The sequence below is a fragment of the Vibrio sp. 10N.247.310.23 genome, from assembly GCF_041467155.1.
GTDB lineage: Bacteria > Pseudomonadota > Gammaproteobacteria > Enterobacterales > Vibrionaceae > Vibrio > Vibrio crassostreae_C.
Genome location: NZ_JBFSTZ010000027.1, coordinates 17,678 through 32,763, shown reverse-complemented (window position 1 = coordinate 32,763; position 15,086 = coordinate 17,678). Strand labels below are relative to the sequence as shown.

General features: G+C 43.9%; 14 protein-coding genes. 7 read left to right on the top strand and 7 right to left on the bottom strand.

Annotated elements, in window-relative coordinates; all coding sequences use genetic code 11:
- The first annotated feature begins 4 nt into the window (after positions 1 to 4).
- From nqrF to nqrM, 3 genes are all read left to right on the top strand, one after another.
- A complete protein-coding gene (gene nqrF / locus AB6D93_RS18690; protein ID WP_017059912.1) occupies positions 5 to 1,231 on the top strand; it encodes an NADH:ubiquinone reductase (Na(+)-transporting) subunit F in 1,227 nt (408 codons plus the stop codon).
- A 174-nt stretch (positions 1,232 to 1,405) separates the two neighbouring features.
- The gene (locus AB6D93_RS18685; protein ID WP_017059913.1) at positions 1,406 to 2,410 is read left to right on the top strand and encodes an FAD:protein FMN transferase; all 1,005 of its coding nucleotides are present in this window, start codon (positions 1,406 to 1,408) and stop codon (positions 2,408 to 2,410) included.
- A gap of 16 nt (positions 2,411 to 2,426) precedes the next feature.
- Positions 2,427 to 2,681 (top strand): (Na+)-NQR maturation NqrM, encoded by a 255-nt coding sequence (gene nqrM / locus AB6D93_RS18680; RefSeq protein WP_009848378.1) that lies wholly within the window; start codon positions 2,427 to 2,429, stop codon positions 2,679 to 2,681.
- A gap of 135 nt (positions 2,682 to 2,816) precedes the next feature.
- Here the strand turns inward: nqrM and AB6D93_RS18675 are convergent, their stop codons facing one another.
- The gene (locus tag AB6D93_RS18675) at positions 2,817 to 4,055 is read right to left on the bottom strand and encodes a response regulator (RefSeq protein ID WP_102333772.1); all 1,239 of its coding nucleotides are present in this window, start codon (positions 4,053 to 4,055) and stop codon (positions 2,817 to 2,819) included.
- Positions 4,056 to 4,217: 162 nt separating this feature from the next.
- On the opposite strand from AB6D93_RS18675, the gene dinB reads away from it, so the two are divergent.
- The gene (gene dinB, locus AB6D93_RS18670) at positions 4,218 to 5,294 is read left to right on the top strand and encodes a DNA polymerase IV (RefSeq protein ID WP_029235195.1); all 1,077 of its coding nucleotides are present in this window, start codon (positions 4,218 to 4,220) and stop codon (positions 5,292 to 5,294) included.
- A gap of 64 nt (positions 5,295 to 5,358) precedes the next feature.
- Here the strand turns inward: dinB and AB6D93_RS18665 are convergent, their stop codons facing one another.
- Positions 5,359 to 7,293: an ATP-dependent DNA helicase RecQ gene (locus AB6D93_RS18665; RefSeq protein WP_102333773.1), complete on the bottom strand. Its 1,935-nt coding sequence runs from the start codon at positions 7,291 to 7,293 to the stop codon at positions 5,359 to 5,361.
- Positions 7,294 to 7,438: 145 nt separating this feature from the next.
- Between AB6D93_RS18665 and AB6D93_RS18660 the strand changes: the two genes are divergently transcribed.
- The 3 genes from AB6D93_RS18660 to AB6D93_RS18650 all read left to right on the top strand — a co-directional run bounded on the left by AB6D93_RS18660 (position 7,439) and on the right by AB6D93_RS18650 (position 10,428).
- Positions 7,439 to 7,912: a GreA/GreB family elongation factor gene (locus AB6D93_RS18660; RefSeq protein ID WP_102333774.1), complete on the top strand. Its 474-nt coding sequence runs from the start codon at positions 7,439 to 7,441 to the stop codon at positions 7,910 to 7,912.
- Between the two features lie 88 nt (positions 7,913 to 8,000).
- Positions 8,001 to 8,777 carry a YggN family protein gene (locus AB6D93_RS18655; protein WP_102333775.1) on the top strand — a complete coding sequence of 259 codons (777 nt, stop codon included), beginning with the start codon at positions 8,001 to 8,003 and terminating at the stop codon, positions 8,775 to 8,777.
- Between the two features lie 289 nt (positions 8,778 to 9,066).
- Entirely contained in the window at positions 9,067 to 10,428 is a 1,362-nt protein-coding gene (locus tag AB6D93_RS18650) for a sodium-dependent transporter (protein ID WP_102333776.1), read from the top strand.
- A gap of 204 nt (positions 10,429 to 10,632) precedes the next feature.
- Here AB6D93_RS18650 and lipA read toward each other — a convergent pair whose 3' ends face one another.
- From lipA to AB6D93_RS18625, 5 genes are all read right to left on the bottom strand, one after another.
- Positions 10,633 to 11,598, bottom strand: coding sequence for a lipoyl synthase (gene lipA / locus AB6D93_RS18645; protein ID WP_017064177.1), 966 nt, complete (start codon positions 11,596 to 11,598; stop codon positions 10,633 to 10,635).
- Positions 11,599 to 11,602: 4 nt separating this feature from the next.
- Complete coding sequence (lipB, locus tag AB6D93_RS18640; RefSeq protein ID WP_004737632.1) at positions 11,603 to 12,262, bottom strand: lipoyl(octanoyl) transferase LipB; 660 nt, start codon at positions 12,260 to 12,262, stop codon at positions 11,603 to 11,605.
- Between the two features lie 195 nt (positions 12,263 to 12,457).
- On the bottom strand, positions 12,458 to 12,736 hold the full coding sequence (gene ybeD, locus AB6D93_RS18635; protein WP_026084358.1) for a DUF493 family protein YbeD: 279 nt from the start codon (positions 12,734 to 12,736) through the stop codon (positions 12,458 to 12,460).
- Positions 12,737 to 12,968: 232 nt separating this feature from the next.
- The gene (locus AB6D93_RS18630; protein WP_017067140.1) at positions 12,969 to 14,150 is read right to left on the bottom strand and encodes a serine hydrolase; all 1,182 of its coding nucleotides are present in this window, start codon (positions 14,148 to 14,150) and stop codon (positions 12,969 to 12,971) included.
- A 93-nt stretch (positions 14,151 to 14,243) separates the two neighbouring features.
- Entirely contained in the window at positions 14,244 to 15,083 is an 840-nt protein-coding gene (locus AB6D93_RS18625; RefSeq protein WP_048615264.1) for a septal ring lytic transglycosylase RlpA family protein, read from the bottom strand.
- Positions 15,084 to 15,086: the final 3 nt, after the last annotated feature.

Sequence of the window (15,086 nt, the reverse complement as noted above, 5' to 3'; positions counted from 1 at the left end):
ACAAATGTTTAGTATTATTCTTGGCGTAGCGATGTTTACCATTATTGTACTGGCTCTAGTACTAGTGATTCTTTTCGCTAAGTCTAAGTTAGTACCATCAGGTGACATCACTATTTCAGTAAACGGCGACCCTGAAAAGGCGATCGTTACTCAACCTGGTAGCAAGCTACTTGGTGCCCTGGCTGGCGCTGGTATCTTCGTATCTTCTGCTTGTGGTGGCGGTGGCTCTTGTGGTCAGTGTCGTGTAAAAGTTAAGTCTGGTGGTGGCGACATCCTTCCAACTGAACTTGATCACATCACAAAAGGTGAAGCTCGCGAAGGCGAACGTCTTGCATGTCAAGTTGCTATGAAAACTGACATGGAGATTGAACTAGACGAAGATATCTTTGGTGTTAAAAAGTGGGAATGTACTGTTATCTCGAATAACAACGAAGCTACTTTCATCAAAGAACTTGCTCTAGCGATCCCTGAAGGTGAAGAAGTTCCGTTCCGCGCGGGTGGTTACATTCAGATTGAAGCTGAACCACATCACGTGAAATACGCAGATTACGATATTCCTGAGGAATACCGTGGTGACTGGGATAAGTTCAACTTGTTCCGTTATGAGTCTATCGTTAAAGAGCATTCGATCCGTGCTTACTCTATGGCTTCATACCCAGAAGAGAAAGGCATCATCAAGCTTAACGTGCGTATCGCAACTCCGCCGCCAAACAACCCTGACGTAGCTCCTGGTGTGATGTCTTCATACATCTGGTCTCTTAAAGAAGGCGACAAATGTACTATTTCTGGTCCATTTGGTGAGTTCTTTGCTAAAGACACAGACAATGAAATGGTATTCATCGGTGGTGGTGCAGGTATGGCGCCTATGCGTTCTCATATCTTCGACCAACTTAAGCGTCTTAAGTCTACTCGTAAGATGTCTTACTGGTATGGCGCACGTTCTAAGCGTGAGATGTTCTACATTGAAGATTTCGATGGCCTAGCGGCTGCAAACGAAAACTTCGTGTGGCACTGTGCACTGTCTGATCCTCAACCAGAGGACAACTGGGACGGTTACACTGGTTTCATCCACAATGTACTGTACGAAAACTACCTGAAGGATCACGAAGCTCCTGAAGATTGTGAGTACTACATGTGTGGTCCACCGATGATGAACGCTGCTGTTATCGGCATGCTGAAAGATCTTGGTGTAGAAGATGAAAACATCCTACTAGATGACTTCGGTGGTTAATCCACTTAAGTGATTGATATTATGGCTGACTCCTACGAGTCAGCCATTTGTTTTTCTAAGACAGCTTTTGACAACATACTGGCTTATATAAGAAAGAGTAAGGCATTCAAAATACCTATTTTTTACTCTTATTTTTCCTTATATAAATCCTCAACATTAGACAGGAGTAAGCAAGTGAGAATTTGGCTTGTTGCATTAACTTCTTTGATTTTTCTTGCGGGCTGTGAGCAGTCAAGAGAGCAAGTGCATTTGAGTGGCCCAACGATGGGCACGAGTTACAATATTAAATACATCAATGGTGATGAATTTCCTGAGTCTAATGAAGTTCATACAGAGATCGATCGTCTACTTGAAGAAGTAAACGACCAGATGTCGACTTACCGTGAAGATTCCGAATTAAGCCGTTTCAACCAGCATAAAGGTGCGGATGCGTTCGAAGTATCTGAGCAAACAGCGACGGTTGTGAAAGAAGCGATTCGTTTGAACGGTCTTACTGAAGGAGCTCTGGATGTAACGGTTGGTCCGTTAGTTAACTTATGGGGTTTTGGTCCTGAAGCTCGTCCTGAAGTTGTGCCATCAGATGAAGAGCTGGCGGCTCGCAAGGCTAAGATTGGTATCCATCATCTTAGTGTTGAAGGCAACATGTTGAAGAAAGACCTACCTAACCTGTATGTCGATCTATCCACGATTGCAAAAGGTTGGGGTGTTGACGTCGTCGCTGACTACCTTGATTCTATCGGTATTCACAACTACATGGTTGAAGTCGGTGGCGAAATTCGTCTGAAAGGTTTAAACCGTGAGAACGTGGGCTGGCGTATCGCGATTGAGAAACCAAGCGTTGATGAGCGTAATATTCAAGAGATCATCGAGCCGGGTGATATGGCTATCGCAACCTCTGGTGATTACCGTAACTATTTTGAACGTGATGGTGTTCGTTACTCACACATCATCAACCCTGAAACAGGAAAGCCTCTTCACCATAAAGTGGTTTCTGTGACTGTTTTAAACCCGTCTTCAATGACTGCAGACGGCTTATCTACGGGCCTTATGGTCTTAGGTGAGGAAAAAGGAATGGAAGTCGCAAACCAACATAACATCCCAGTGTTCATGGTGGTAAAAACAGCAGATGGCTTTAAAGAAATTGCTTCTGAAGCATTTAAGCCATACTTAGGTAAATAAGGTAAGCGAGATAATTATGAATACATTTCTGATTACATTTGGTGTTTTTCTTGCAGTAATCGCAGCGATGTCAATTGGCTACATTATCCAAAAGAAAGTTGTGAAAGGTAGCTGTGGCGGTTTGGGTGCTGTTGGTATTGATAAAGTATGTAACTGCCCTGAACCTTGTGACGCGCGTAAGAAGCGTGAAGCACGTGAAGCTTACCGTGAAGAGAAGCTGGCTGAGCGTCAACAAAAAGAAGCGGCTTGGAGTAAAGACCGTATCGCTTAATTGGTGACAGTCATAGGGGATAGAGTTATCTATGCCCTCAAATTGAAAAGCTCAAGATTATCGTCTTGAGCTTTTTTAGTTTTGAGGTCTAGCAATTAATCTTGGTATACCAAAAATGGAAACAGAGGCGAATGACTATTGTTCGATTTGCATGCTGTTACGCGCAAACACTAGTTGGTTTCTACCTTGCTCTTTTGCCGTATAAAGAAGCTCATCAGCGGCTTTGATCTGCTCATCTAGCTTCGCGTCTAAATCGGTTACGCCGATACTGATACTGACCTTGATTCTTTGAGAGTCATGCTCAACAACATGGCTTTCAATGGCTTCTCTCATGGACTCTAAGTTGTCAACAAAGCTCTCAAACGAACCACACGACTGAATACAAAATTCTTCGCCACCGAAGCGTACAGCAACATCATCTTTAAAATGGTCTTTGATGATCTTGCCGACTTCCACGAGGACTGCATCACCACCATCGTGACCGTAGGTGTCGTTCACTTTCTTGAAGAAGTCGATATCCATCATGGCTATACTGCGCTGCTCACAACCTTTACATGTTTGATTGAACAGGTAACGACGGTTCCATAAGCCAGTAAGAGCATCCTCGTTGGCATGTCGAAATAGCTCGTTGGCCGCTTCTTTCATATCAAGCAGTTGATGGATACGGCAAAAAAATTCTTCTTGGTTAAAAGGCTTGTAAAGGAAGTCGTTAGCCCCCGCTTTAAGGAATCGAGCTGTCATGGTGCGATCATCGCTGCCTGATAACCCTAGAATAGCCAACTGGTTTCTGTCGTGATCGCGTCGTATCTCACGGATCATCGCTATACCGTCTTTCTTCGGCATATCATGGTCTGTAACAACGAACGTAATATCGGGATCGTTATGAAGGAGCTTTAATGCTTGTTCGCCATCTTCGGCTTGGATAGTTTGGATATATTGGTGTTCTAGAAGTTGAGCTATGTAACGGCGAACGACCGCTGAATCATCGACAACCAATGCTTTGTGATGGCGATTATTCGAAATTCTTTGAACCAGGGGAAGTAGGTAGCTTACTGATGACATACTGTCTTTAAGTATGTAATCGATAACGCCTTTGGCTAGGACTTGCTCTCGCAGTTGATTGTCGAACATCCCGGTCAGGACAATGATTTTCTGTTGATAGCCTAAGACGAGATCAATGATCTCGCCGTCTTGGCCGTCAGGTAAACAGTAGTCGAGGACTGCACACAAGAAATCCGTTTCTTGCTCTAAGATCGCTTTGGCTTCTTCTACAGATTCCGCCAACGCAACTTCATAGCCATCGTTCTTAAATTGTTGGTAAAGATAGTTTCTGAATGCGCGACTATCCTCTACCACTAGTATTTTTTCACTCAAAAGCTATCCCTACTTATAGACTAAATACTCCTAACAATACTATCAGAATAGTGGGCGGCGAATGAAGTGAAACCTGTTGAGCTGGACTCCAGATCATTTTAAATCTGAGAATAATTGATTATACTGTTCATAGATACAGTTGTAAGGTTGAGTTATTTCCAAATGTGCAGTTCGGACCAAGAGAAAGTCAGAAAAATAATCCATGTCGATATGGATTGTTTTTACGCGGCTGTAGAAATGCGTGATAACCCTGCTTACCGAAATCGCCCGTTAGCTGTTGGTGGGCATGAAAAGCAACGCGGCGTTTTGAGCACCTGTAATTATGAAGCCCGCAAGTTTGGTGTTCGCTCTGCAATGCCTACCGGAAAGGCCCTACAGCTTTGTCCTAATCTATTGGTTGTGCCGGGAAGAATGTCGGTCTATGTCGAGATATCTAAAAAGATCCGTGAAATCTTCTCTCGATACACATCAATCATTGAACCACTTTCCTTGGATGAAGCTTTCCTTGATGTCACCGATTCTAAGCGGTGTCACGGTTCAGCAACACTTATTGCCGAGTCTATTCGCCGTGATATTTGGAACGAACTCAACTTGACAGCTTCTGCAGGAATTGCACCGATTAAATTCTTGGCGAAAGTGGCCTCAGATCTGAATAAGCCCAATGGTCAGTTTGTTATCCCTCCACAAGACGTGCAATCAGTGATCGATGAGCTACCACTTGAAAAGATTCCCGGTGTCGGCAAAGTGAGCATAGAAAAGCTGCACCAAGCGGGTTTCTTTACTTGTAAGGATATCAAAGAGTCTGACTATCGAGACCTGCTACTCAAGTTTGGCCGTCAAGGTGCATCACTCTGGAAGCGCAGTCATGGCATTGATGATCGAGAAGTTATCATCGAGCGCGAGCGAAAATCGGTAGGTGTAGAGCGCACCTTTACCCAAAACATTTCAAGCTACGCAGAATGTTGGCAGGTAATCGAAGATAAGCTATTTCCTGAACTCGAGACTCGCTTAGAAAAGGCTAGCCCAAGCAAAGCGATCATCAAGCAGGGCATTAAGCTCAAGTTCGCCGACTTTCAACAAACCACGATTGAACACATCCATGCCTCTCTCGATCGTGAACACTTCAAAGAGCTGCTTAGTGAAATACTGAAAAGACAACAGGGGCGAGAAATACGCCTGCTTGGTTTAAGCGTAATGCTGCAACCTAAAGACCAAATGCGTCAGTTGAGCTTCTTTTAAAGATAATGAGTGAGATGAATACCGACTACGCTTCATAGCCTAGTCGGTTTTTTATAAGTAAGAATTACCTAGGAAGTTGTTTTACTCGCGCTAAGGTATCACTGAACGGTTGCTGCTCTAGCTTGCCGTAACCGACCATTTTACTGGCTTTGAGTTTGGTTGAAAGCGGGGTGGCGATTCCACATAAGAAGCGAGTAATTGCCTCGTCGGTAATCAGTTGTTGGCTAGCCGAAATAAACTCATGTATCCATGTCATCACCGTCTCATCATCGATAGGTTCAACATCAACGGTTGGTAAGATTGCCACTTCTCCTCGACATACAGAGCAGTGACCGCAGTTTGTTGGTGCTTTATCATCGGCAAAATAACTCGCAAGGCGTGAGCTTAGGCAAGTATCCGCCTCAAAGAAATTCAGCATTTGGTTAAGGCGGTTTATCTCGCTGTTTTCTTTTGCTTTAAACAACTCAGTTAGACGCTCTGACAGTTGCATCATATCTTCAGAAGTATTGTGGATCGCGTAGACATCGGTGATCTGCTTGCTTTCTAGTTCAATCCAACCTTGTTCATTGAAGTAGTCGATAGCCGCAATCACACGCTGACGATCGGCTTGGAAGTGTGTCCAAAGCGCATCGAAGTCGACTTGGCACCACACTCTTGCTTGAGGAGAGCATTGGAAAATCGCTTCGACAAATTGACGACGTTCACTTTGAAATTGCTCTGTGATCTGCTGTTTCGGACGAATGAACTTAAATTTGTACTCTGCGAAGTAGCTGTACTTGGGCTCAATCACACCTTCAATTTCGAGATACACCAGTAGTGTTTTTAGCGGTAACTGACGAATGTTGGATTCACGTGATAGTTGATTAAGCATGATCTCCCATTGATTCGAGCCAGAAGCGCCAATGTTTTGATTTTCGTAGATCTCTTTTAATACCGCTTGGATCGATATGTTGTCTGGCGTATCACCAAAAACGAAGTTCTCGAGTGTACTTAAACCGTGTTTGTTAGCCAGTAAAATACATTCAGACGCTTGCCCATCTCGACCAGCTCTGCCGATCTCTTGTGAGTAGTTTTCGATCGATTTTGGTAAGTCAAAGTGAATCACTCGGCGAATGTTGGACTTATCCACGCCCATACCAAACGCGATAGTTGCGACGATACAGCTCACGTCATCATTCATGAATTGGTGTTGAATAGCATCTCTATTTTCAGGCTTAAGACCCGCATGGTAAGCCACTGCATTAACGCCAGCATTGCGAAGCTGCTGAGCCACCATCTCTGCCGTTTGTTGAAGGGTGACATAAACAATAGTCGGAGCGAGAGAAGCTTGGTTAACCACATTGCACAAGGTTTCTAGCTTACTGGTTTGTTCACAAGGTTGAATCGACAGATCGAGATTTTGACGATAGAAACCCGTAACCACAACGCGCTCTTCATCAATTTCAAACTTTGACTTCATATCTTGGATAACCGCTGTAGTCGCAGTGGCTGTCAGTAGTAGAACCTGAGGAATATTGAGCTGTTTTTGGTATTGAGGAAGCTTCAGGTAGTCGGGTCTGAAGTTGTGTCCCCATTCTGAAATACAGTGCGCTTCATCGACCACAAGCAGTGAGATCGACACTTGGGAGATAAACTGACGAAAGCGTTCGTTCTTCAAGCGCTCGACGGAGATCATGAGGATCTTGGTGTCACCGTTACGCACTGACTGCATAACCTGTTGTGTGGTTTGTCGGTCTTGGCTTGATTCGATTGCCGCTGCGCTAATGCCTTTACTGTGCAGGAAAGCGAGTTGGTCTTTCATCAAGGCTAACAGTGGCGATATCACCAAGGTTAAGTGCGGTAACTCTAATGCTGGTAATTGATAGCACAGCGATTTACCTGAGCCTGTCGGGAATATCGCGGCAGTCGCGTGACCAGATAGAACGTTATCAATGACTTGCTTTTGCCCATTGCGCAGTGAGTCGAATCCGAATACTTGTTTTAGCTTCTGCTCAATCATTTATGTTCTACCTGAGTTATTAAGTGTCGTATTGATGCTAAAGCGGGCGCCCATTCATGATAGCGTCGCTTGATGAATCAAATGTCTTGCACCTGATTGTACCTAATTCTATTCTGTAGCTCCTATAGAAAAGCACCCCAATAGTATGAATAAGTCTGAGCTTCGCCAAATAATCATAGAGCAACTCGAATCCCGATTACGTATCGCACAATCTGCTACTCAACGCGCGATTGATGCTGCGACAGATGAAGAGACAGTGCCTGAGCATAAGTACGATACATTGGCACTAGAAGCTTCATATCTCGCCCATGGCCAAGCGGTGAGGGTGCAAGAGTGTGAGGACGACATTCAGTGTTATCGCAACTTAGTGCTGCGTGATAGTGAGAAGATTGCAGTGAGCAGCTACGTTGTGGTCATTGACGAGCATGATAAATATAAACACTTTTTTATGGGACCTAGAGTCGGCGGGCTTTCTGTCACGTGGAATGAGAATGAGATTGCCATCGTGACGGCAAATGCACCTTTTGGTCAGGCTCTAATGGGTAAAGAAGTTGGCGATGAGATTGAATTTAAAGTCGCTGATAAGCAGTTTTGCTACGAAGTTATCTCTATCGACTAACTAACTGACTAATAGATATAAAACGTTTCTCTGACAAAGAGGCATAATCCAAGGGTATAGTAATCTGTCAGATTGATGAGAGGATGTTATGAAAAGCTATGTATTTATGAAAAACAGTGTATTAATTGCATCGTTAACTGCGGCGATGGCAGTTGTGAGCCTGCCAACGTTTGCTGCTCAGTGTCGAGTTGATTTGAAGAATGAACTAAGAATCGATGATCAAAAAGTCGAAATCCATCAAGTGAATGGTGATACGGCCGTTTTTGATGATAACAACGACCTCTATATCCATGGTGAGAAGGTTGAGCTTGATGCCGACCAACAAGCGGCGATTGAGAAATACCGCGAAAATATGAGTGAGTACTTACCTCGAGCGAAACAAATGGCGAACGATAGCTTAGCGTTAGCCAATGACGTGATTGATGATATCGCGGCTAGCCTGGATTCACCTGAGTCATTTGATAATGTAAAAGAATCGATGAAAACCTACTTTGCAGAACTGGAAGCGCGTTATTACAAAGATGGCGAATTAGTGTTACCTGCAGAAAGCTTTGATTCGATGGCCAATGGCTGGTCTGAAGATTTCGAGAAGGCGAAAGAAATCTTTAACCAAGAATTTATCTCTAGCGCTTTTAATGCGATGTCAGAAAAAATGAAACAAGATGGTGGCCTAAACCTGACTGAATTGGCTGACAGTATGGCTGAATTAAAGCTGAAAGTTGAAGAGCGAATGAAAGAACACTCTCAACAAGTGAAAGAGGAAGCGAATGAGTTCTGTGATTCTCTTGATGAGATGGCGGAACAAGAGCAAGAGCTGCATGAAATCATTCCGAATCTAAAGGACTATCAAGTATTCACGATCTAATCTGAATTAACTGATGAATCACAAGAGCACCGTTTGGTGCTCTTTTTGTTTGTATAAATGGAACCATACGGCGAGTATTTATCTCTATTTAATCCATTTCCTTCTCAAGCCTTCCATTTCGCTTTGTTGTTTCTAATTGAACGATAAGACTGGTCTTTTGTTAATTTTGTGGTTCTAAATAGCGCATTGATTGTAAAAAATAGAGAATTGTTCATTTATTGGTTGTGCCTATCATTGCTTTTTATTACTGTACTTCCCAACTAGTTCACTGATTCTTAATGCGGGCGATATGGACCAACAACCTTCCTCTTCAAGAGAGCACTTTAGCTCTCGTTTAGGCTTTATTTTAGCAGCGGCTGGTGCAGCGGTTGGCTTGGGTAATATTTGGGGTTTCCCGACTCAAGTTGCCAGCAATGGTGGTGGCGCTTTCCTTTTAGTCTATTTGATCATGATCTTCGTGGTTGCTTTCCCTATGCTGGTGGTTGAGATGGCTATCGGCCGTCACGGCCAAGCAAACCCAGTTGATAGCATGCGATCTTTGACGACAAACCCTTTGGGTAAGAAAGTCGGTGAGTTTATCGGTTGGGTTGGACTGAGTGTACCAAGCGCAGTGTTGGCGTTTTACAGTATTGTTGGTGGCTGGTTGATCTGTTTCCTAATTGGTGCGGTCGCGGATCTTATCGGCCTAGAAGCGATTGCTGATTGGTTTAAGGGCTTCAGTGTTGAGCGCAACGTATTTGGTACCGTCGCGTTCTATGTACTGACTATCTTGATTGTGCAGGGCGGTGTTAAGCAAGGCATCGAGAAATGGTCGACTCGTTTGATGCCTGCGCTGTTTGTTTTATTTGGCTTATTGTTTGTTTACATCATGACGCAATCTGGCGCGATGGAAGGCCTAAAACATTACCTTATTCCAGACTTTGAGAAAGTGTGGGATAGAAAACTGATTCTGGCGGCAATGGGACAGGGGTTCTTCTCACTCACTATTGGCGGTTGCTCTATGTTGGTTTATGGCTCTTACTTAAGCAAGAAAGAGAACCTACCAAAAATGGCGATGAACGTAACTCTGGTGGATACTGCTGTCGCTTTTATTGCTGGATTAGTGGTGATGCCAGCAATGTTTGTTGCGATGCAAAAAGGCGTTCAAATCTACGCTGAAGACGGCTCACTATTAAGCTCTGACACTCTAGTATTCACGGTTTTGCCGTTGATGTTTGATAGTTTAGGTGTGCTTGGACAGATCTTTGCGATTGTGTTCTTTTTACTACTAACGATTGCTGCACTGACTTCTTCGATTTCGATGCTTGAAGGCCCGGTTGCGCTAGTGAGTGAGCGTTTCAATACTAGACGAACGCCAACAAGCTGGGTGATTGGTGGTGCTATCGCGCTGTTTAGTGTGGTGATTGTTTACAACTTTGCTGCGATGTTTGGCATGGTAGCGATGATTGCAACTCAGTATCTTCAACCAGTCGCTGCACTGATGTTCTGTGTGTTTGGTGGTTGGGTATGGAGCCGAGCTTCAAAAGTGAAAGAGCTTGAACAAGGCAGTCCTGATTTTCAACTTGGTTGGTTTGGTAAGGTTTGGCCAATGTATGTGAAGTTTGTGTGCCCAATTTTGGTAGCAACGGTTATCTGGGCATCTTTCGGTTAATGCAGAACCCTATCTGGGCTTTTTGAAATTACCTCATCTGAACTTGAAATATTAAGCACAAAGCCACTCATAAAGAGTGGCTTTGTTGTTTTTATATAAAGCTTAGTGGCACGAAATATAAAGCTATAGCGGCACGAACAAGATAGAAAAAAGGCGCTGAACATAATATTCAGCGCCTTTGCATTGTTCGTTAAGCAATCGTGATTACTTAATTTCCATACCTTGAGCTTGCAAGTCCGCATGGTAAGAAGAACGTACAAACGGGCCACACGCTGCGTGAGTAAAGCCTAGCTCTAGAGCAATCTCTTTCAGCTCATCGAACTCAGAAGGCGGCACGTAGCGTTCTACTGGTAAGTGGTGACGGCTTGGTGCTAGGTATTGACCTAGTGTCAGCATAGTCACACCATGTTCGCGAAGGTCTTTCAGTACTTGAACGATCTCTTCTTTTGTCTCGCCAAGACCCATCATCACACCTGATTTTGTTGGGATATCAGGGTGCTGCTCTTTGAATTTCTTCAGTAGATCAAGAGACCACTTGTAGTTCGCACCTGGACGCGCTTTACGGTATAGACGTGGCGCTGTCTCTAGGTTGTGGTTGAAAACATCTGGCGGGTTGTCTTTCATTAGGTCAAGCGCAACGTCCATACGACCGCGGAAGTCTGGAACCAGTGTTTCGATACGAATATTTGGGTTGAGTTCGCGAATCTCACGGTTACAGTCAGCAAAGTGCTGAGCACCGCCATCACGCAAGTCATCACGGTCAACTGAAGTGATTACAACGTACTTCAGTTTCATGTCTTGAATTGTTTTAGCTAGTTTCTTCGGCTCTTCAGCTTCAGGAGCAACAGGGCGACCATGGGCAACATCACAGAACGGGCAGCGACGAGTACAGATAGCGCCAAGAATCATAAACGTTGCCGTACCGTGGTTGAAACACTCGGCTAGGTTAGGACAAGACGCTTCTTCACAAACTGAGTGCAGGTTGTTTTTGCGCATTGCTGATTTGATTTCTTGAATACGATGGCTGTCTGAAGGAAGTTTAATCTTCATCCATTCAGGCTTACGTAGAACTTCTTTCTGTTCAGCAGGCATATTCTTTACGGGAATTAATGCCATTTTGTCAGCGTCACGATATTTAACGCCTTTTTCCATTTGGATTGGTTTGCTCATGATTTTATGCTTCTGCTGTAATGTTACTGGTGGCTTGAATGTCTACTTGGTCATAGCCGAGTAGCTCTACGAGCTCTTGTATTAACTGTTGCTCAACGTTTTCTAGTTCACTTGGTCCACCGAGTTGGCTTACCTGCGCCATTTCCATACCTTGGTAACCACATGGGTTAATACGCAGGAATGGAGACAGGTCCATATCGACGTTGAGTGCTAGCCCGTGGAACGAGCAGCCACGTCGAATACGTAATCCGAGTGAACAGATTTTCTTGCCATCGACATAAACACCAGGAGCGTCAGGTCGGGCAGCTGAATCTATATTGTAAGCTTTCAGAGTATTGATTACGAGGTTCTCGATATGAGTAACCAAATCACGCACTCCGAACTTCTTGCGGCGAATGTTAATCAGAAAGTAAGCGACTAATTGGCCTGGGCCGTGATAAGTCACTTGGCCACCGCGATCGCTTTGTATTACAGGGATATCACCAGCATTCAATACATGCTCGGCTTTACCTGCTTGTCCTTGAGTGAAGACAGGGTTGTGTTCAACCAACCAAACTTGGTCTACGTCTTCTTCCGTGCGTTCGTCTGTGAACTTATGCATGGCTTTCCATACAGGTTCGTAATCCTGACGGCCTAATTTTTTTACGATTAGCTTATTTTGCAAAGCTGCACTCCCTCAAGGATTAATAAAGTGAACGCATTATAAACGCGAAACATGATTCTAACTACAGACGGACTGCAAGGTTTTTCAACTTTCTTTGTATTTATTGAAAATTAAGTTGAATGAATTTGAGCTAGATAGGGTGCTTTAAACAAAAACAGCGGCAATAAGCCGCTGTTTTTCATGTGCAATCGGAGATTACAGAACCATACGAACGATTTCGATCTCGCCCAGTTCTTTATAAAGAGTTTCTACTTGTTCAATTGAAGTCGCAGTAATATTGATAGAAACAGAGTGGTAGTTACCTTTCGCACTCGGTTTTAGCGTTGGGCTGTAGTCACCAGGAGCATGACGCTGGATCACTTCTAGTACTAGCTCAGTCAGTTCTGGCTTAGCGTGGCCCATTACTTTGTAAGTGAATGAACAAGGGAACTCTAAGAGGTCTTTTAGTTTTGCATCAGAATTGATGTTCATGATTAGCTCCAAAAGGCTAGACGCTCGCAAATTGGCGAAATGTCGATAAAAAGCGTGTTCGGTCAACAGACACGAGTAATAAGGCGGAATATTACGTGTAAATATCACCGAACTCAAGATCAACAAAAGCCGCACATGGCGGCTTTTGGTTCACTAATGAGCAAATCATGAACTTACTCATTAGGTTAGCTATATAACAAGCTTAGGTTTTACCTAGAACAAACCTTTGGCTTGTTTAGAATAAACCCTTGAATAGAAGAACTAGGTAGTCCCATAGACGGCTGAATAGGCTGCCTTGGTCTACATCTTCAAGTGCTAGTAGGGGGTATTCAGCAACGTCTTCACCGTCTACTTGGTAGAATAGTTTACCAACTACATCGCCTTTGCTGATTGGCGCTTCTAGCTCTTTCTCAAGAACGAAGCTTGCCTTCAGGTTCTTAGCTTGACCACGAGGTAGCGTCACGAAAGTATCTTCGTCGACACCTAGCGCAACTGTGTCCTTGCTACCCATCCAGATCTTCTCTTCTACGAAAGTTTCACCGGCTGTGTGTGGTGCCACTGTTTCAAAGAAGCGGAAGCCGTAGCTAAGCAGTTTTTTGCTTTCTGTTTTACGAGCATTCGCATTCTTGGTGCCCATAACTACAGCAACTAGGCGCATTTTGCCTTCTGTCGCTGAGCTTACTAGGCTGTAACCTGCGTTGCTTGTGTGGCCTGTTTTGATGCCATCAACGTTCATGCTCTTATCCCATAACAGACCGTTACGGTTGTATTGGGTGATGCCGTTGTATGTGAATTTCTTCTGTGAGTAGATACGGTACTCGTCTGGTACGTCGCGAATCAGCGCCTGACCAAGTAGCGCCATATCGTAAGGCGTTGAGTATAGGTTCGGGTTGTCTAGACCGTGCACGTTAGCAAAGTGCGTGTCTTTCATGCCGATAGAGCTTGCCCAAGCGTTCATTAGGTCAACGAATGCATCTTCAGAGCCAGCGATGTGTTCAGCCATAGCAACACAAGCATCGTTACCTGACTGAACAATGATACCGCGGTTCAGTTCTTCAACTTTAACCGTTGTACCTACTTCAACGAACATCTTAGATGAATCTGGGAAGTTTTTAGCCCAAGCATTTTCACTGATTACAACATCGTCGTTTAAGTTGATGTTGCCACGTTCTAGCTCTTGGCCAATTACGTAGCTCGTCATCATCTTGGTTAAACTTGCTGGAGAAAGTTGAGTATTCATCTCTTTCTCTGCTAGTACTTTGCCTGAATGGTAATCCATCAGAACAAAACCTTTAGCGGCGATTTGAGGTGCATCAGGAACAACAATAGGAGCGGCGAATGACGATGTAGCTATCGTTGCAGAAAGAGCAACAGAAGTAGCAAAAATCGATTTAACAAGTTTATTAGATTTAATCATTTTGAATGCAATTATTTGGTGAACTATTCATATATTAACAGAATCACTCTGTCACACCAGAGCGCTGATTACCAGAAGTAACTGTTAGATTAATTAGCGAGTTAGGGTGTGTTTTTTTATATAAGCTGACGGGTAACCCATTAGCTTAACTTGTTCTAATTTCTCTTGAGTCAGAGCATAGTCATGAAATGGCCCAATCATCAGACGGTAGTTGTCATCATTTGGCTGCAAGAACGTTGCTACTTCTAGCTTTTCGGCTAGATCTTTCGCTAACTTCTCTGTTCTATCTTCATGTGGAGATGTTGCGACTTGAATAATAAATTGCGGTAAAGCAGCCTTTTTATTTGCGTCGGTTGGCATAGCCACAGTAATGACTTCAATCTCAACATTTGCCGTGCCGGTTCTCAACACATCGAGCTTATAAGCTGCCGCATAACTAAGGTCAATGATTCGGCCTTCATGGAATGGGCCACGGTCATTGATACGAACAATAGTGGTTTTGTTATTGTCGGTATTCGTCACTTTTACATAGCTTGGAATTGGCAATGTTTTGTGAGCTGCTGACATCGAATACATGTCGTAGATCTCGCCGTTAGACGTTAAGTGACCATGAAATTTCTTACCGTACCAAGAGGCCTTGCCTTTCTCAGTAAACCCTTCGGTCTTTTTTACGATCTTGTAGTCTTCGCCACGCAGAGTGTAATCCGTATTACCACCTAAACTATAAGGTTCATACTGAGGGTGAGCATCTTCTAAATGCTCTACCGAAATCGGTGCGTCTGGTGCAATATCTGAATCAATATCGTAGCGGCCTGTTGGCTGCTTTGAAGAACAACCATTGATTAAAATCGCTAGCCCCAAGATAGAGACTATTTTTTTGATTGGCAGCTCTTCAACCAAGGATGCTTTTTTTTGAAACGTTGTAATAGACATCGA

Bases quoted from the DNA above. Each gene is read 5' to 3' on its own strand.
- AB6D93_RS18665 (WP_102333773.1), bottom strand. From the start codon at position 7,293: ATGATTGAGCAGAAGCTAAAACAAGTATTCGGATTCGACTCACTGCGC.
- dinB (WP_029235195.1), top strand. From the start codon at position 4,218: ATGTGCAGTTCGGACCAAGAGAAAGTCAGAAAAATAATCCATGTCGAT.
- nqrM (WP_009848378.1), top strand. From the start codon at position 2,427: ATGAATACATTTCTGATTACATTTGGTGTTTTTCTTGCAGTAATCGCA.
- lipA (WP_017064177.1), bottom strand. From the start codon at position 11,598: ATGAGCAAACCAATCCAAATGGAAAAAGGCGTTAAATATCGTGACGCT.
- AB6D93_RS18650 (WP_102333776.1), top strand. From the start codon at position 9,067: ATGGACCAACAACCTTCCTCTTCAAGAGAGCACTTTAGCTCTCGTTTA.
- AB6D93_RS18625 (WP_048615264.1), bottom strand. From the start codon at position 15,083: ATGTCTATTACAACGTTTCAAAAAAAAGCATCCTTGGTTGAAGAGCTG.
- AB6D93_RS18655 (WP_102333775.1), top strand. From the start codon at position 8,001: ATGAAAAGCTATGTATTTATGAAAAACAGTGTATTAATTGCATCGTTA.
- AB6D93_RS18660 (WP_102333774.1), top strand. From the start codon at position 7,439: ATGAATAAGTCTGAGCTTCGCCAAATAATCATAGAGCAACTCGAATCC.
- AB6D93_RS18630 (WP_017067140.1), bottom strand. From the start codon at position 14,150: ATGATTAAATCTAATAAACTTGTTAAATCGATTTTTGCTACTTCTGTT.
- nqrF (WP_017059912.1), top strand. From the start codon at position 5: ATGTTTAGTATTATTCTTGGCGTAGCGATGTTTACCATTATTGTACTG.